Below are 16,785 nucleotides of genomic sequence, written 5' to 3'. Positions count from 1 at the left end.
GCGGACCGAGACAGGAGAAATGTGGCCAAGGTCCGCGTACATGAGCTTGCAAAAGAGCTCGGTATTACTTCCAAAGATGCAGTAACCAAACTGCAGGAACTGGGCGAATTCGTTCGCTCTGCCTCTTCCACCATTGAGGCCCCCGTTGTGCGGAAACTCCGCAACGCATTCCCCGACGCGGCAGCTTCGAAGTCAGAAGCGCCCGCGTCCGCCCCCCAGGCACCCGCCAGCCCCTCGGCAACCCGTCCGGCGCCTGCGCCGGCCCCGGCTGCGCCCGGTGCCCCGGCTGCGCCCGGTGCCCCGGCGCAGGCAGCAGCAAGCAAGTCCGAAGCCCCGGCTCCGGCAGCAGCTGCCCCGGCACCCGCCGCACAGGCAGCACCCGCCGCTGCGCCGGCTGCGGCCAGCGCCGCACCGGCGGCTCCCGCTGCCCAGGCTCCGGCCGCTCCCTCGACGGCTCCGTCGACGGGCATCAAGCCCGGCGCGCGGCCTGCCCCGAAGGCTGAAGCTCCGGCTGCTCCGGCACGCCAGGGTTCGGCACCCCGTCCGGGCGGCCCCCGTCCCGGCAACAACCCCTTCGCCACGTCCCAGGGCATGCCCCGGGGCCGCGGCGGGGACAACGAACGTCCCTCGCGTCCGGGTAACAACCCGTTCGCTCCTTCCCAGGGCATGCCCCGTCCGGGCGGAAGCCGTACCGAGGGCGAACGCCCCGGCGGCCCGCGTCCCGCAGCAGGCGCAGGGGGTCCCCGTCCGGGTGCTCCCCGCACCGGCGGCGCTCCGGGTGCACGTCCGGGTGCTCCCCGTCCGGCTGGCGCTCCCGGCGCAGGCCGTCCGGCAGGCGCTGGCGGAAACCGTCCGACTCCCGGCATGATGCCTAACCGCACCGAACGTCCGGCACCGGCTGGTGCAGGCCGTCCCGGCGGCGGTGCACGTGGTCCGGGCCGTCCGGGTGGCGCTCCAGGCACGGGTGCTCCCAGTGCCGGTGGCGGCGCTCCGGCCGGCGGTGGCTTCGGCAAGGGTGGCCGCGGCCGCGGTGGCACCCAGGGTGCTTTCGGTAAGGGCGGCGCAGGCCGTGGCAAGCAGCGCAAGTCGAAGCGCGCCAAGCGCCAGGAACTCGAGCAGATGAGTGCTCCGTCGCTGGGCGGCGTGAGCGTACCCCGCGGCGACGGCAACACCGTAGTCCGGCTTCGCCGTGGCTCGTCCATCACGGACTTTGCCGACAAGATCGAGGCGAACCCCGCCGCGCTGGTGACCGTGCTCTTCCACCTCGGCGAAATGGCCACGGCCACGCAGTCGCTGGATGAAGAGACCTTCGCACTGCTCGGCGAGGAGCTTGGCTACAAGCTCCAGGTCGTGTCACCGGAGGACGAGGAGCGCGAGCTGCTCTCCGGCTTCGACATTGACTTCGAAGCCGAGCTGGAAGCCGAAGGCGATGAAGACCTCGAGGCACGTCCTCCGGTTGTCACCGTCATGGGTCACGTTGACCACGGTAAGACCCGGCTGCTGGATGCCATCCGCAAGTCCGACGTCATGGCGGGCGAGCACGGCGGCATCACGCAGCACATCGGTGCCTACCAGGTCAGCCACGAGCACGAAGGCATCGATCGCAAGATCACCTTCATCGATACTCCGGGCCACGAGGCGTTCACCGCCATGCGTGCCCGTGGTGCGAAGGTCACCGACATCGCCATCCTGGTGGTCGCAGCGGACGACGGCGTGATGCCGCAGACCGTTGAGGCCCTCAACCACGCACAGGCGGCCAACGTGCCGATCGTCGTGGCTGTGAACAAGATCGACAAGGAAGGCGCCAACCCGGAGAAGGTCCGCGGCCAGCTGACCGAGTACGGACTGGTTCCGGAAGAGTACGGTGGCGACACCATGTTCGTCGAGGTCTCTGCCCGCCAGAACCTCAACATCGACGAGCTGCTCGAGGCTGTCCTGCTCACCGCAGACGCTGCCCTCGACATGCGCGCCAACCCGAACAAGGATGCCCGCGGTATCGCGATTGAAGCCAACCTGGACAAGGGCCGCGGTTCCGTTGCCACCGTCCTGGTTCAGTCCGGCACCCTGCACGTCGGCGACACCATCGTGGCAGGCACGGCCCACGGCCGAGTCCGTGCGATGTTCGACGACGACGGCAGCGTCCTGACCGAGGCCGGCCCGTCCCGCCCCGTGCAGGTCCTGGGTCTGTCCAACGTCCCGCGCGCCGGTGACACCTTCTTCGTGACCGCTGACGAGCGCACCGCCCGCCAGATCGCCGAGAAGCGTGAAACCGCCGACCGCAACGCCGCCCTGGCCAAGCGCCGCAAGCGCATCAGCCTGGAAGACTTCGACCAGGCTGTCGCCGAAGGCAAGATCGACACCCTCAACCTCATCCTCAAGGGTGATGTGTCCGGTGCCGTGGAAGCCCTCGAGGACGCGCTGCTCAAGATCGACGTCGGCGAAGGCGTCCAGCTGCGCATCATCCACCGCGGTGTGGGTGCGATCACGCAGAACGACGTCAACCTGGCAACGGTCGACAGCGCCGTCATCATCGGATTCAACGTCAAGCCCGCCGAGCGTGTTGCCGAACTGGCAGACCGCGAAGGCGTGGACATGCGCTTCTACTCCGTCATCTACGCAGCAATCGATGACATCGAGATGGCCCTCAAGGGCATGCTCAAGCCCGAGTACGAAGAGGTCCAGCTTGGCACCGCCGAGGTCCGCGAGGTGTTCCGTTCCTCCAAGTTCGGCAACATTGCAGGCTCGATCGTTCGCTCGGGTGTTATCCGACGCAACGTCAAGGCCCGCATCACCCGCGACGGCAAGATCATCGGTGACAACCTCGCCGTTGAGACGCTCAAGCGCTTCAAGGACGACGCCACCGAGGTCCGCACGGACTTCGAGTGTGGTATCGGTCTTGGCTCGTTCAACGACATCAACGAAGGTGACATCATCGAGACCTTTGAGATGCGCGAAAAGCCGCGCGTCTAAGGCGGTTTAGCGTTACAGGTGCGGGGCCGTTGGATTTTTCCGGCGGCCCCGCCCCTACGCTGGGCGGCATGGGATCTGCGATCCCTTGCCGCCCAGCTCCGGCAGGCCCGATGCCACTCCCAGGCCGCCGGAAAAAATCCAACGGGAGTCCGTCGTAGACTCGCCTTAGGCGCGTGGCAAAAAACCCAACGTGTGTACGCCAGTTGTTAACGCGCCGTCGTACATCCAAATTTTTAGGAGTGGAAATGGCTGATCCCGCACGGGCTGCCAAATTGGCGCAGCGGATTAAGGTTGTTGTTGCCGAGGCCCTGGGCCGTAGGGTCAAGGATCCGCGGCTTGAGGGCATTACCGTCACGGATGCGCGCGTGACCAACGATCTGCAGCACGCCACGATCTACTACACGGTGTTTGGTGACGAGCTGGTCCAGGCCGAGGCTGCCAAGGGGCTGGAGAAGGCCAAGGGTGTGCTCCGGCAGGAAGTCGGACGGAACATCACTGTCCGGCTGACCCCCACCCTGGAGTTCGTGGCGGACCAGATTCCGGTCAACGCCTCCAACCTGGAGGAACTGCTCCGGGCCGCCAAGAAGCGCGACGCCGAAGTGGCCGCGCTGGCCGCTAGCGCGACCCACGCCGGCGACGCCGATCCCTACAAGAGCGATACTCCCGAGGACGTGGAGCTCGACGAGGACGACTTCGACGAAGAGGACATCGACCTCAGGCCGGACAGCGATCTGGACGAGGACAGCAACACGTAGTCCCGAACACCGCACCTTCCTAAACAGCGCAGTGTTCTAACACCACAATGAAATGGCCGGACCCGGCGAGGGTCCGGCCATTGCTGTGTCCGGATCAGTCGTCCGAATCGCGGGAATCCCGGCCCAGCTTCAAGGTTGCGACCTGCCCGTTCGGGGGCGCGGGGTCGGACGGCAGCGCATACACGGTGGCGTAGAGCGTTGAACCACGAAGATCGACGTCGGCCGTCGAGCCCGCGGCCAGCACCACGCTGGTCTTGCCAGTGTGTCCGTCCAGCTTGAGGACTCCGTCGCCGAACAAGGACGCAAGGTACACATCGCCGTTCTCGTCCACGGCAATCCCAGTGGGGGACATGATCCCTTCAGCCAGCAACTTAACGTGCCCGTGCTCCGGATCGACTGTGAAGACGGCCCCGCGGGCTCCGGCGGCGGGGCTCTCCGGCCCGCCCGGCAGGGTTGACACGTAGAGCCGGCCGTCCGGGCCGGCCGCGACATCCGTCGGCACCGGCTCGAAGGCGTAGGACCGGCCCACCACACAGGGCGGCAGGTGCGAGCTCTGCCGCAACAGCGGCCGAGATCCGGGACGGACGTGGCGGCAGTACCGCGACGGTTTCCGTCTTTCCGGACCGAAGATCTACCGACACCACGGTGTTCGCCCCGGCATCGGCGGCGTAGACGGTGCCATCGGAGACTGCGATCCCATAGGGATGGGAGTCCACCTCGCCGGTATAGGAGGCGGGAAGCTCCGGCGGGAGCTGCGAAACACAGTCTGCGGGAAGATCGCGGAAGCCGTAGTGGGCACCGCCGTCGGCGTTGTCCTTCTTTTCCAGTGCCGCGAAGTCACCGATGGTGCGCTGGCCGCCGTCGTCCTCAATGATCCGCACGTGGGCGGCGAGATCCCGATGGTCCTCGGGTCCGGCCCCCTGGCTCTCAAGGACGTAGGTGGCGGAACCATGGTGGGTGTTCCCGGCGACATCCCACTCGGTGTTTTCGTAGAGTACCTTTTTCGTGCCGTCAGCGGCGATCCGGGTCAGCCTGCTGGCGAACTCCTCGCTGACCGTCACTGAGCCGTTGCGGCCGGCGCTGACATGAAGTGGTCCCACGAGGCCATCAGTCAGCCGGACGGCGGTGTTCCCTGCGGGGCCGCCCGCGGGGTTGCCTGCGGCGTTCCCTGCGGAGGTCCGTTCCGGCGCTTCAGCAGCCGCAGGACCTGCAGCGATGAAGAGAACCGCTGTGGCGGCCGCAGCCAGCAAAGAGAATTGTTTTCTCATGGTGAGCTCCAAGGCGAGTGATGAACAATCCACAGCTTTGAGACCATTTCGACCACCCAATGAGGCCGGGCAGGCGGCCGGAAAACGCAGCTGCCCTATGGGCGGATTTTATTCGGTAGCGCCGGCAAAGTCGACGTCCCGAAGGTCATCCTCCGCGGCCGAAGGCAGGCCACTGGCTATGATCGGAACATGGATACGCCCCGCACAGCAGCCGAGACCGGCGAGTACCTGAACCAGGCAATCCGCCTCGCTGTCCGCAATGTGGCCGACGGCGGCGGGCCCTTCGGAGCAGTCGTGGTCACCGCGGACGGCCGGGCCTATGACGGCGTCAACCGGGTGACCCGGGACAATGACCCGACGGCCCACGCCGAAGTCGTGGCCATCCGCAGTGCCGCCTCCGCGACTGCCAGCTTCGACCTCAGCGGCGCCGTACTGTACGCCAGTTGCGAGCCGTGCCCGCTCTGCCTCGCTGCGGCCTTGTGGGCCCGGGTGGGTCAGGTGTACTTCGCGGCCGACCGGAATGCTGCTGCCGCCGCCGGCTTCGACGATGCCCTCTTCTATGAGTACTTCGAGGGGGCACGCCCGGAACTGATGCCGGTGCGCCAAGCTGCCGTTCAGGCGTCGGACCTGCCTTTCCAGGCCTGGCGCGACAACCCGGACCGCACCGAATACTAAGCTAAGCGCGTGTCCTTGAGAAGGGCGCCGGCGCCGCCGGAGGGACTTTTGACTCTAGGCCGGGTCTCCGCAGTGGCGTCACATGGAACCATGACGGCGGGTACACGGGAAAACAGCGGCGGGCCGTGGTCTCGGGCCTGATCAAGTGTCCCCGTTGCGGGAAAACCAACCGGATTCCGACGGCGGCGTCCGGACACCCGCGTTGCGGCCACTGCCGAACGGACCTTCCATGGATCGTAGAGGCCAGCGACCCGGACTTCGGAGTGATTGCCGAACAGTCCTCGACACCGGCCCTGATCGACTTCTGGGCGGCGTGGTGCGGGCCGTGCAGGATGGTCAGCCCCGTCCTGGACAAACTGGCCCAGGAACGGGCCGGGCGGGTCAAGCTCGTCAAGGTCGACGTCGACAAGTCGCCCCTGCTGTCGCGCCGCTTCGACGTCCAGGCCATTCCCACCATGCTCGTGATCCGGGACGGAAAAGTCGTGGCCCGGCAGACGGGGGCTCCGACGGCGGCTGCCCTCCGCAGCTGGCTTGACGGGGCACTTTGACGGGGCACTGTCCTGGAAACCCACTTGAGCGTCCGCTCTTGACGCCTCACGAGGACACGCCTCCCGACGTGCCTCCCGAAAAGTGACGGCGATTCCTTCAGCGTTGATTCCTTCAGCGTTGATTCCTTCAGCGGCGCCTGCCCCGGGCCCCGCGGGCACCCAGGCCGCCCAGCAGGGGCGAACCCATACCTAGCAGGAACCCGAAGTCGTACCAGTTTCCGGCGCGGGCGGTGTTGTAGAAGGGGAACTCGCCCCACTGCCCAAAAACATGGACGATCAACACAATCCACGCCGTCAGCCCGTTCCAGATGCCCCAAAGCAAGTCCTGCCACCACATGCCTTACCTCCCCGACGGAACCATGTAACCCGGCTGCCCTGCGTCCTGGGTTCAGGCTAAGGGCGACGACGCCGGGGCGGTAGGGTCTATGGGCCCTTCAGCCGGCCCTGCCGGGTCGGGCGGCGGTTGAGGCCTGCCGGGCCGCGCTTCAGCCCCTCCGGTCTTCAGCCCTGCCGGGCCGGGAGCCGGCTGAGGCCTTCCACGAGTTCGTCCAGGCTGCTGCAGAGCGCAATCCGGATCCAGCCCTCGCCGATCGGGCCGAAGGCAGTGCCGGGGGCGAAGGACACCCCGGAGCCGGCCAGGAAACGCCGGACCCAGGAGCGGACGTCGCCGCCGCTGACGTGGGACACATCCGCCCAAAGGTAGAAGGCCCCCTGAGCCTTGAGGAACGGGATCCCCTTGGACTCCAAGACGGCCGAGGCGGCGTCCCGGTTGGCCCGGTAGTGGGCGTGGGCATGGCTGACGTAGTCCTGCGGGCCCGTGAGCGCGGCGAGAGCCGCGTACTGCGATGGCGAGGCGACACAGGAGACAATCGACTCCATCACGTTGTTCATCTTCTGCTCCAGACCGGGCGGGCAGATCAGCGCCCCGATCCGCAGCCCCGTCAGACCGTAGGTCTTGGACAGTGTCAGCGAGGTGAACACGCGGGCTTCGCCCGGGACGTCGCTGTCGAAGCGGGCAGCGCTCACATGCGGGACGTCGTAGGTGAACGCCTCGTAGCATTCGTCGGAGATGATCCACAGATCGTGGCGCCGGGCCAGTTCTACCAGGCTGCGCGTGAGCTCCTCGCCCAGGACAGCCCCCAACGGGTTGGACGGCGAATTCAGGATCAGGACCCTCGTCCGTGTCGTGATGAGCTCCTCGATGTCCTCGATCCGCGGCTGGAACTCGTGCTCCGGATACAGCGGGTAGCGCACGGGGACTCCATGAAGCAGGCTGCTCGTCATCGCGAACGTGGGATAACCCGGGTTGGGAATGAGGATTTCGTCGCCGGGGGAGAGCAGCAGGCTCATGGCGAAGTGGAGTCCCTGCTGGGCGCCGGCGACGACATGGACGCGGTCCGCTCCGACCGGCGTCGCGTTGTGTTCCCGGAACCGCGCCGCAAAAGCCTCCCGCAGTGCGGGGATGCCGGCGTTGGGCGTGTAATTGGTTTCGTCACGGTCCAGGCAGGCCATGCCGGCCTCGAGGATGTGGCGGGGGAGGGCGAAGCCCGGCTCGCCGATGCTCAGGACGATGGCGCCGGGAGTGCCCCAGGCAGCTTCGGTGATCTCGCGGATCTGGTTGATGGGGACGTCGCGGACGTGGGCGGCAAGCTCTGGCATGTCTGCCATCCTAACCGCCTGCGGGTTCCCGGAACGGCTGTGGGCGGGGTGCCCGGCCGGGGCTGGCCGTCTGGGGCGGGCCCCGCGCGCAGATATACTGGGAAGCGTGCTTTCTGGACTGGTGATAGTGGACAAGCCGCAAGGCTGGACCAGCCACGATGTGGTTGGACGGATGCGGCGGCTCGCCGGTACCCGAAAGGTGGGCCACGCCGGCACCCTGGACCCGATGGCCACCGGCGTCCTGGTGATCGGCATCAACAAAGCCACCCGGCTGCTGACCTACATCGTGGGCACCTCCAAGACCTATACGGCGACCATCCGGCTGGGCGAATCAACCGTGACAGACGACGCCGAGGGTGAGGTCACTGCCACGCACAGTGCCGCCTCGGTCACCGAAGAGGCCGTCCTGGCCGGCGTTGCCGCCTTGACTGGCGAGATCGAGCAGGTTCCAAGCAGCGTCAGCGCCATCAAGGTGAACGGCGAACGCGCCTACGCCCGGGTCCGTTCCGGCGAGGAGGTCAAACTGGCCGCCCGTCCGGTCACCATCCACCGCTTCGACATCCACGAGGTCCGCCCGGCGCGCGACGGCGAGGCGCTGGACGTGGACGTCACGGTTGAATGTTCCTCCGGCACCTACATCCGGGCCCTCGCCCGCGACCTGGGCAACGCGCTCGGCGTCGGCGGCCACCTCACGGCGCTGCGAAGGACCCAGGTGGGTCCGTACACGCTTGACCAGGCGCACACCCTCGAGCAGCTGGCTGAACAACTGGACGTGCTGGAAATGTCCCGGGCCGCGCGGGCACTGATGCCGAACCGTGAACTCAGCGACGAGGAAACCACCGAGATTTCCTTCGGCCGGAGGATCGCCGCCGGAGCGGCCTCCGGTACCCCCGAAGCCGCGACGGCGGACAAGCCGGCCGCGGCCTTCGCCCCGGACGGCACCCTCGTGGCACTGCTGGCCGACGCGGGAAGTTACGCCAAGCCCGTGCTCGTCTTCGCCCCGGACAACGAGAAGCGCGCCGCCACGCAAGCGGCTCCGGAACAGCAGGGCCCAGGGCAGCAGACGGCAGCACGGCAGGCCCCATCCCAGCAGGCCGGGCAGTAGTGGACGCGTATTTTTACATTATCCTGGCGGTCGGGCTGATCTCCAGCGTCATCTGCCTCACCGCCGGCATCCTCAAGAAGGCTCCGAACGACACGACGATCCTGTCCGTGGCCGCCGTCGAGCTGTCCCTGCTGGTGTACCTGGTCGGCTCAATCGTCCGGGTCGCGGGTGGAGAGCGGATTGCGGGGGAGCCCTGGGAGTTCTGGGGCTACCTGCTGACTGCCCTGATGCTGCCCGTCGGCGCGGTGTACTGGTCCATCCTGGAGCGCACGCGCTGGAGCAACTTTGTCCTGGCGGCCGTCGGCGTCACAGCACTCGTGATGGCGGCACGTATGAACCAGATCTGGTACTGACTTGGAAGAGGCAAGAAACGTGACGGCAAAACCTTCGCACCAGGAAACCGGGGCGCACACCACTGCGACAGAATCCGCGGCGGCGGCGTTGGACACCCGGAATACCGGTCCCGGCCGGCTGTTGATCGCCGTTTACGCGGTGTTTGCCCTTTCGGCGACTGCCCGGGCCGGCTACCAGATCCTCACGAAGTTCTCCGAGGCGCCGCTGGCCTACCTGCTGTCTGCCTTCGCCGCCGTCGTCTACGTCGTAGCCACGGTATCCCTCGCGAAGACCGGCCGCACGTGGTTCAAGGTGTCCGTCTGGGCTGTGTTGGTGGAGCTGATCGGAGTGCTGGTGGTCGGGGCGCTCAGCGTGTTCGACTCCGTGAACTTCCCGCACGAGACCGTCTGGTCCCTGTTCGGCCGCGGCTACGCCTTCATTCCGCTGGTGCTGCCCGTCCTGGGCCTTATCTGGCTGTACCGCCGTCGTCCGGCCCCGAAGCAGGCCTGACGCGTTTTAGTTGCTTAGCCGGGGTTGCCGCCCGGGTCCGGGCCGCTTTATTCCGGGCCGCTTGGTTCCGCCGCCGGGTCCAGCTCCTGGAACAGCGTGATCTGCAGCCCGTCGGCGCGGTGAGCCGGGAGTTCAGGGACCGCCACGGCGTTTCGCGCGGCTCCGCGATCAGGGTTCCCCCGGCGGCCACGAGATCCCGGGTGGCGGTTTGCGAGTCCTCGACTTCAAACGCGACCCGGAGCTTCGCACTCGGCTGGCCGTCGGCCTCGACCTGATCGATCATCCTGACCTGGGCCGGATTTGAGAGCTCCAGCATGGCCCGGCCCGCTTCCAGGATGGTGATGCGGGCATCCCCTTCGCCTTGGATGACCTCGCGTTCGACCAGCCCGAGAACGTCCCGGTAGAACGTCACCGCGGCCTCGTAGTCTTCTGTCTCGACGACGAGGCGTAGCTGCCGGACAGGGGGTGGGATTCGCTCGACGCTGTTCATGCTCGAACTGTAGGACCTCACCGGCCGTCGGGGAATGGCTGCCGGTGAATTGTCAGTGCGCTTCGGTGCCTGTGGCCGACTCAGTCTCCATGCCGGTTTCCATCCCAGTCTCCACACCGGTCTCCATGCCCAGAAGCCGGCGGCGCAGTGCCGGCCAGGCTGCGGCAAAACCCGGGTGCAGTTCCTTGTCGCGGACCTGGTCTACCGGGACCCACTGGAGCTCCAGACTTTCGGGGTCGCTGATGGCTGGCTCAAACAGTTCAATAACCTGCACCGCGACGGTGGTGTAGCTCCAGTACCCGATGTCGAATACCGAGGTGAAGAGGACGCGGACGTGGCCGGGCGGGACGGCGGCTTCTTCCTGGGCCTCCCGCAACGCCCCGTGGATGGCCTCTTCCCCCTGGTGCAGGGCGCCGCCGGGGAGTCCCCAGGTTCCGCCCTGGTCGCTCCACAGGGCGCGGTGCTGGAGCAGAACTCCCTTGGCGGCGTCGTGAACAAGGAGCCCGGCCGAGCCGAAGCGCCCCCAGAACTTGCCGCGGCCGCCGTCGACCCATGCGTCGCCCGGATCGCGGGCACCGAGCGGCCGGCGGGGTTCGCCGGACAGTGGCCCTGCGAACGGTTCCCCGGGTTGCGGGACGAAGGTGCTATCCATCCCTACAGCTTGCCACGGTCTGGGTCAGTGCCGGACGTCGAGGGCCATGTTCGGTTGCCGGGTGCGGCGCCGCCCGCAGGTGCTCAACGGGGGCACTTTGACACGGACTCGCCGCGTACTAACCGGTGATCGCCCGTTTGGGGGCTCAAAGTAGCCCCGGACGGTGCAGTCACCCTGCCTGCGAGCGACCCGGGCTGGACAACGGAGGAAGTGCCGGGAGGTGCGGGAAGGCGTCGGGGTCTGCCGCCAGGCCGGCCACGGGCCCGGGCTCGGCGCCCCACAGTCTGCCCAGCTTGTCCTGAAGGGCGCCGGCCCCCTGTAGGGCTCAGCCTGTCCTGAAGGGGAGCGGTGTGCCGCTTTCGAACGGCACAGCACCTTGGGCAGGGGTCTGCGTGAACCATCCACCGTCCTGATTGCGGGCATAGATCAGCATCCGTTGATTCCCGTCGAGCGGATCGCCGTCCGGATAGGACTGGCCGCAGGTTACGGGTGTTGAGGCGATGCGGAGTGGTCCGGCCGCCGGGTCGCCTTTGAGAACAGCCTCTACTTCCACCAGATGGATCCGTGCCCGGTAGCCGTAGATTTTGGTTTCCCCGTCCGTGCGGATGGGTTTCCCGATGACCACCAGGGTCGCGTCGTCGAACTGCTGCTGCGGTGACTCAAAGCGGATCCAATCGACACATGTGTCGGTGGCTGCGCCGGGCAATAGGCTGCAGCCAGCCGTCAGGGTGGAGGCCAGTAGTCCCAGAACCGTCAGCATTGGCGTCCGCATACCCCGAACCTAGCTGGCTGAGTGCAGGCGGTCTACAGGGGAAACGGAGTTGTCGGTCCCGGCCGCGGAGATTCAGTTGGGACAGCCACAGCGACTACCGGAACCGGGCGATGACCCGCACCGGTTCCGGGCGGAACTCTGCGCCTTCGGTGAGTCCCAGTGCAGGTAGCAGATAGTCGCGTCGTCGGAGATCGCACGGGCCAGATCCACAAGTTCACTGCAGGCATTCCGGGCGGTCACAATGTAGGAGGAATTCCGGATGGCCGAGGTGAGCACCTCAGGTTCCCGGGTGTAGGCGGACCAGCCCACTGATTCGTACTACGCCAGTACTTCGCGGTCCGGGAGGTCTCTCTCGGCAAGGATGGTGAATTCAGGCATCGGATCAGTGTGGCACACCGCCATTTCCCCGGATCCCGAGATGCCCGTGATCTTATTCCGCCGTCCCCGGGACCTGGAGGCCTGGCTCGAGCAGCTGGCAGTCGCCGCGGGACGCGCCGGAAGCCTCCGAACGCCCGACGACGGAACGTGCCTGCGCCGGGTAGCTGACGGACCGCCGGAGGCCGATGCAGGCTAGCGCAGGGGAATTCCGTTGACGTCCACGCGGAAGCTCTCGATGACCTTGTTCGTCGCGGTGTCGATGATGATCACGGAATCGGCTGGCCAAGAGGGGTCAGCTACAACCGTGTACGGAACGTCCGAGACGTGAGTCGGGCGGCCGGCCTCGTTGATCTTCCGGTTGAAGGCATCCACCACGGTGTTCGTCCGGGTGTTGACCGCCACGTTTTCCTGGGGCAGCCCCGGCGTGTCGCCCGAAGCGGGCGTGGCGTTCCACCAGCCCTCATAGCCGCCGACGACAGTCGCCGGCGCTGAAGCCGGCGCCGGCGATGCGGCACTCGCGGCGCCAGTGGCACCTGCGGCAGCTGGAGCGGCTGCGGAGGCCTGACCGCCGCAACCGCTCATTGACGCTCCAGCCGCGAGAATCAGACACGCAGCGGCAAGGCGTTGTGAAGTGCGGATGTGTCCCAAAATAATGTCCCCCAACAATGCGTGCAGCCGGTGTTCTCCGGCATCGATGGAATGACCCTACCAGCGCGGAAGACAGCTTCGGGAGGGCCGGCCGGGCCGTCCGGGGCCTGCGGCGATTGCGGGTAATCTTAGAGAGTTCCGGAGCCGGCACCGTGGTCCGGAAGAGCTCATGGCAGGCAGCAAAAAGGCGAGGTTGATGGTCCACATCTGGAACGATCCGTCCGAAGTCCCGGCGGACTTCGGTCCTTCCGTTGTCACGTTCGGCAACTTCGACGGCGTGCACCGCGGCCACCAGCAGGTGCTCTCCCAGCTCATCCGGATTGCCCGGTTGAACCACGCCCGCGCCGTCGCCATCACCTTCGATCCGCACCCCGCGCAGGTGCACCGGCCGGAGTCCGCGCCGGAACTGATCATGGGGCTGGAGGACAAGTTGGCGGCCCTCGGCGAGCTGGGCCTCGATGCCGTGCTGGTGATGAAGTACTCACTCGAGCTGGCCAGCCTCACACCGGAGGAATTCGTCTCCACAGTTCTCGTCGACAGCCTCCGGGCCAGCCACGTGGTAATCGGCCACGATGCCCGCTTCGGCCGCGGCAACTCCGGGGACCTGCACACGATGCAGGAACTCGGGAAGAAGCTCGGCTTCGAGGTGCTGGTCATCAGCGAGTTCGGTTCCGAGGGTTTCCCCATTCACGACGACGCCGGCAAGGACCGCCGCTGCTCCTCCACCTGGGTCCGCGAGGCCCTGCGCGAGGGCGACGTCGCCACCGCCGCCGCCGTCCTCGGCCGTCCGCACCGGATGCGCGGCGAAGTCGTGCACGGCGCCGCCCGCGGCCGCAACCTCGGATTCCCCACCGCCAACCTCGCCTCCAGCTCGAGCGGCTACATCCCCGCGGACGGCATCTACGCCGGTTGGCTTGTGGACCAGGCCGGCACCCGCTGGCCGGCCGCCATCTCGGTCGGCTCCAACCCCACCTTCGACGGCGTCAGCCGTCAGGTGGAAGCTCACGTGATCGACCGTCCGGACGAGGCTCCGGAGGACTTCGATCTGTACGACCAGACAGTAGTGGTGGAATTTGTCGCCAGACTGCGCGGCATGGTGGCGTACCGTGGCCCTGAAGCGTTGGTGGACCAGATGCGTTTGGACGTGGTCCAGGCCCACGACATCCTGTTTGCGCACCGACCGCCCACCCAATCTGCGCACCAACCGCACCACTGATTCAGCTGGCGCACCGGCGGTCCACTACTGGGTCCCCGTGTCGATTCGCGGAATGATTCACAGCCATTTGGCAAGGAAGGCAAGAGAAGTGACCCTTGATAAGAATACGAGGGAGCTGGACAAGGATATTGTCCGCGACTTCAGCTCCCGGATGAGCTATGCGTCCTATCTGCAGCTGCCCACGCTGCTGAGCGCCCAGCAGCCCGTCAGCGCCCCGGAGCACCACGACGAGATGCTGTTCATCATCCAGCACCAGACCACGGAACTGTGGCTGAAACTGGTCCTGCATGAGCTCCACAGCGCCGCCGACTGGCTCCGCGCCGACGACCTCGGCTCGGCCCTGAAGGCGATCGCCCGGGTCAAGCACATCCAGAAGACGCTGACCGAGCAATGGTCCGTGCTGGCCACCCTCACTCCCACCGAGTACTCGCAATTCCGCGGCTTCCTGGGCAACTCCTCCGGGTTCCAGTCGAGCCAGTACCGCGCGGTCGAGTTCCTGCTCGGCAACAAGAACCGCAAGATGCTGCCGGTGTTCGAATCCGATCCGGAGGCCCACGCGATGCTGCTGGAGCTCCTCGAAGCCCCCAGCATCTACGACGACTTCCTGGCCTACCTCAAACGCCAGGGCTTCGACGTCCCGGCATCCTTGCTCGAGCGCGACGTCACGAAGGCCCACGAGTTCTGCCCCGAACTGGTCCCGGTGTTCAAGTACATCTACGAGAACGCGGCTGGCAACTGGGGCGCCTACGAAGCCTGCGAGGAACTCGTGGATCTGGAGGACAATTTCCAGCTCTGGCGCTTCCGCCACCTGCGCACTGTCCAGCGCACCATTGGCATGAAGTCAGGCACCGGCGGCTCCAGCGGAGCCGCCTTCCTGCAGAAGGCTCTTGAGCTGACCTTCTTCCCCGAGCTCTTCGCCGTCCGGACGGAGATCGGCCAATGAGCACCGGCACAACACCCGAAGACTCCGGCACTGAAATGGCAGCAAGCCCCGCGGCAAGCGCTTCGCGGGACGCCATGCGGCAGCGCGCCCAGGAACTTGACGCTGCCGACCCGCTGGCCGCCTACCGCGGGCACTTCATCGGCACGGACAAGGAGCTGTCCTACCTCGACGGCAACTCCCTCGGCCGCCCGCTCAAACGCACCGTCACGGATGTCGGCAGCTTCATCCAGGAGAGCTGGGGCGGCCGGCTGATCCGCGGCTGGGACGAGGAATGGATGGAGCTCCCGCAGGCCATCGGCGACCAGCTCGGACGGGCCGTCCTGGGCGCCGCGCCGGGGCAGACCATCATCGCCGACTCCACCACAGTGGTGCTGTACAAGTTGATCCGCGCCGCGCTGGCCGCCGTGAGGGACCCTGCGCGGACCGAAATCGTGCTGGACACGGACAATTTCCCCACCGACCGCTACCTCGTCGAGGGCATCGCCCGCGAAGAGGGACTGACGCTGCGCTGGATCGACGCCGATCCTGCCTCCGGTGTGACAGTCGAGCACGTGCGGGCCGCCACCGGGCCGGCCACCGCCGTCGTGGTCCTGAGCCAGATCGCCTACCGCTCCGGGTTCCTCGCAGATCTGCCGGGGATCACCGCTGCCGTGCACGACGCCGGCGCGCTCGTCGTGTGGGACCTGTGCCACTCCGCCGGCTCGGTGGAGATCGGCCTGGACGCGGCCGACGTCGATTTCGCCGCCGGCTGCACGTACAAGTACCTGAACGGGGGACCGGGCTCGCCTGCGTTCGCCTACGTCAACGCCCGGCACCTGCCCGGCCTGCAGCAGCCGATCTGGGGCTGGATGGGACGCAAGGACGCCTTTGAAATGGGCCCCGGCTATGAGGCCGCCGCCGGCATCCGGGGCTTCCTCAGCGGCACCCCGGCCATCTTCGGGATGCTCGCCATGCGCGGGACGCTTGACCTGCTCGAGGAAGTCGGGATGGCAGCCGTGCGGGAGAAATCGCGGAAGCTGACCGCGTTCGCCGTCGAACTCCACGACGCCTGGCTCGCCCCGGCGGGCGTTGAACTCTCGACGCCGCGGGATCCGGAACTGCGCGGGAGCCACATCACGGTGGACCACCCCGCGTTCCGGAAGATGACCGCGGCGCTGTGGGAGCAGGACGTCATCCCGGATTTCCGGGCTCCGCAGGGCATCCGGATCGGGCTGTCCCCGCTCAGCACTTCCTTCACCGAGTTGTACCGCGGCGTGGCCGCCATCCGCGAACGGCTGGAGAGCGGTGCGGGCAGCCGTTTCGACAAGATTAGCGGCGTGCCGGTAAACTAAACGTTGGATCCGGCTGCAGTCCGTGGCGGCTGGTTCTTGTTGTGTACGGAAAACCCTCTGTTTCAGAACGGCGATCCGCGCGGCACCCCCGGCAGTGAGTTACTGTTTCGGGCCTCACGGCACATCTCTAGGAGTTATCGTGGCACTTGAAGCCGCTGTAAAGCAGTCCATCATCAAGGATTTCGCAACGTCCGAGGCCGACACCGGTTCGCCGGAGGTCCAGGTTGCAGTCCTGACTCAGCGGATCAAGGATCTCACTGAGCACATGAAGGTGCACAAGCACGATTACCACACCCAGCGCGGTCTGCTGGCCATGGTTGGTCGTCGCAAGCGCATGCTGACCTACCTCAAGAACACTGACATCACCCGCTACCGTGCGCTCATCGAGCGTCTCGGCCTGCGCCGCTAGTCAGCTTTAAGGGGCGGCCCCTTCCGTGACGGAAAGGGCCGCCTTCTTCAAACAAAACTCAACAGGAGGATCAACCGCATCACGCATTCGCGGTCCTCGGTAGTGATCCCCGGGAACGGCTTC

General features: G+C 66.7%; 18 protein-coding genes and 1 pseudogene. 11 read left to right on the top strand and 8 right to left on the bottom strand.

All coding sequences use genetic code 11. The annotated features are described in order from the left end of the window. Nucleotides 1-21 precede the first annotated feature (21 nt). Together infB and rbfA are read left to right on the top strand one after the other, a co-directional pair. Complete coding sequence (gene infB, locus ACVWZ8_RS00835) at nt 22-2,970, top strand: translation initiation factor IF-2 (protein WP_456503483.1); 2,949 nt, start codon at nt 22-24, stop codon at nt 2,968-2,970. A gap of 245 nt (nt 2,971-3,215) precedes the next feature. Next, nucleotides 3,216-3,725: a 30S ribosome-binding factor RbfA gene (rbfA, locus tag ACVWZ8_RS00830; RefSeq protein WP_426976746.1), complete on the top strand. Its 510-nt coding sequence runs from the start codon at nt 3,216-3,218 to the stop codon at nt 3,723-3,725. Nucleotides 3,726-3,819: 94 nt separating this feature from the next. Here the strand turns inward: rbfA and ACVWZ8_RS00825 are convergent, their stop codons facing one another. Together ACVWZ8_RS00825 and ACVWZ8_RS00820 are read right to left on the bottom strand one after the other, a co-directional pair. Continuing rightward, nucleotides 3,820-4,227, bottom strand: coding sequence for a ScyD/ScyE family protein (locus ACVWZ8_RS00825; RefSeq protein WP_456503482.1), 408 nt, complete (start codon nt 4,225-4,227; stop codon nt 3,820-3,822). Between the two features lie 118 nt (nt 4,228-4,345). Continuing rightward, nucleotides 4,346-4,993: pseudogene (locus ACVWZ8_RS00820) on the bottom strand (ScyD/ScyE family protein); the annotation flags it as partial. Between the two features lie 189 nt (nt 4,994-5,182). Here ACVWZ8_RS00820 and ACVWZ8_RS00815 point away from each other — a divergent pair. Both ACVWZ8_RS00815 and trxA read left to right on the top strand, forming a co-directional pair. After that, nucleotides 5,183-5,668 carry a nucleoside deaminase gene (locus ACVWZ8_RS00815; RefSeq protein WP_426976750.1) on the top strand — a complete coding sequence of 162 codons (486 nt, stop codon included), beginning with the start codon at nt 5,183-5,185 and terminating at the stop codon, nt 5,666-5,668. A 125-nt stretch (nt 5,669-5,793) separates the two neighbouring features. Further along, nucleotides 5,794-6,216 carry a thioredoxin gene (gene trxA, locus ACVWZ8_RS00810; RefSeq protein WP_426976752.1) on the top strand — a complete coding sequence of 141 codons (423 nt, stop codon included), beginning with the start codon at nt 5,794-5,796 and terminating at the stop codon, nt 6,214-6,216. A 127-nt stretch (nt 6,217-6,343) separates the two neighbouring features. On the opposite strand, the gene ACVWZ8_RS00805 is transcribed toward trxA, so the two are convergent. Continuing rightward, nucleotides 6,344-6,553 carry a hypothetical protein gene (locus tag ACVWZ8_RS00805; RefSeq protein ID WP_426976754.1) on the bottom strand — a complete coding sequence of 70 codons (210 nt, stop codon included), beginning with the start codon at nt 6,551-6,553 and terminating at the stop codon, nt 6,344-6,346. 164 nt (nt 6,554-6,717) lie between these two features. Continuing rightward, entirely contained in the window at nt 6,718-7,875 is a 1,158-nt protein-coding gene (locus tag ACVWZ8_RS00800) for a pyridoxal phosphate-dependent aminotransferase (protein ID WP_456503481.1), read from the bottom strand. Nucleotides 7,876-7,981: 106 nt separating this feature from the next. On the opposite strand from ACVWZ8_RS00800, the gene truB reads away from it, so the two are divergent. The 3 genes from truB (at nt 7,982) to ACVWZ8_RS00785 (ending at nt 9,823) form a co-directional block, all read left to right on the top strand. Further along, entirely contained in the window at nt 7,982-8,980 is a 999-nt protein-coding gene (truB, locus tag ACVWZ8_RS00795; protein ID WP_456503480.1) for a tRNA pseudouridine(55) synthase TruB, read from the top strand. Further along, nucleotides 8,980-9,333: a hypothetical protein gene (locus tag ACVWZ8_RS00790; RefSeq protein ID WP_426976758.1), complete on the top strand. Its 354-nt coding sequence runs from the start codon at nt 8,980-8,982 to the stop codon at nt 9,331-9,333. Before truB ends, ACVWZ8_RS00790 begins: the two co-directional genes overlap by 1 nt. An 88-nt stretch (nt 9,334-9,421) precedes the next feature. Next, nucleotides 9,422-9,823 carry a hypothetical protein gene (locus tag ACVWZ8_RS00785; protein WP_456505887.1) on the top strand — a complete coding sequence of 134 codons (402 nt, stop codon included), beginning with the start codon at nt 9,422-9,424 and terminating at the stop codon, nt 9,821-9,823. Here the strand turns inward: ACVWZ8_RS00785 and ACVWZ8_RS00780 are convergent. The 4 genes from ACVWZ8_RS00780 to ACVWZ8_RS00765 form a co-directional block, all read right to left on the bottom strand. Further along, on the bottom strand, nt 9,780-10,313 hold the full coding sequence (locus tag ACVWZ8_RS00780) for a VOC family protein (protein WP_456503479.1): 534 nt from the start codon (nt 10,311-10,313) through the stop codon (nt 9,780-9,782). The genes ACVWZ8_RS00785 and ACVWZ8_RS00780 overlap by 44 nt on opposite strands. Before the next feature lie 52 nt (nt 10,314-10,365). Further along, nucleotides 10,366-10,965 carry an NUDIX domain-containing protein gene (locus tag ACVWZ8_RS00775; RefSeq protein ID WP_456503478.1) on the bottom strand — a complete coding sequence of 200 codons (600 nt, stop codon included), beginning with the start codon at nt 10,963-10,965 and terminating at the stop codon, nt 10,366-10,368. Nucleotides 10,966-11,290: 325 nt separating this feature from the next. Continuing rightward, nucleotides 11,291-11,737, bottom strand: coding sequence for a hypothetical protein (locus tag ACVWZ8_RS00770; RefSeq protein WP_456503477.1), 447 nt, complete (start codon nt 11,735-11,737; stop codon nt 11,291-11,293). A 570-nt stretch (nt 11,738-12,307) separates the two neighbouring features. Beyond that, nucleotides 12,308-12,697: a hypothetical protein gene (locus tag ACVWZ8_RS00765; protein WP_456503476.1), complete on the bottom strand. Its 390-nt coding sequence runs from the start codon at nt 12,695-12,697 to the stop codon at nt 12,308-12,310. Nucleotides 12,698-12,959: 262 nt separating this feature from the next. Between ACVWZ8_RS00765 and ACVWZ8_RS00760 the strand changes: the two genes are divergently transcribed. From ACVWZ8_RS00760 to rpsO, 4 genes are all read left to right on the top strand, one after another. Beyond that, nucleotides 12,960-13,979 carry a bifunctional riboflavin kinase/FAD synthetase gene (locus tag ACVWZ8_RS00760; RefSeq protein WP_426976767.1) on the top strand — a complete coding sequence of 340 codons (1,020 nt, stop codon included), beginning with the start codon at nt 12,960-12,962 and terminating at the stop codon, nt 13,977-13,979. A gap of 88 nt (nt 13,980-14,067) precedes the next feature. Continuing rightward, complete coding sequence (gene kynA, locus ACVWZ8_RS00755) at nt 14,068-14,922, top strand: tryptophan 2,3-dioxygenase (protein ID WP_426976768.1); 855 nt, start codon at nt 14,068-14,070, stop codon at nt 14,920-14,922. A 35-nt stretch (nt 14,923-14,957) separates the two neighbouring features. Then, on the top strand, nt 14,958-16,253 hold the full coding sequence (locus ACVWZ8_RS00750) for a kynureninase (RefSeq protein ID WP_456505886.1): 1,296 nt from the start codon (nt 14,958-14,960) through the stop codon (nt 16,251-16,253). Nucleotides 16,254-16,392: 139 nt separating this feature from the next. Beyond that, entirely contained in the window at nt 16,393-16,662 is a 270-nt protein-coding gene (rpsO, locus tag ACVWZ8_RS00745; protein ID WP_354244612.1) for a 30S ribosomal protein S15, read from the top strand. Nucleotides 16,663-16,785: the final 123 nt, after the last annotated feature.

This window comes from Arthrobacter sp. UYCu723, assembly GCF_054059215.1.
The sequence above is the reverse complement of the archived record's forward strand: the minus strand, read 5'-3'. Positions and strand labels throughout refer to the sequence as shown.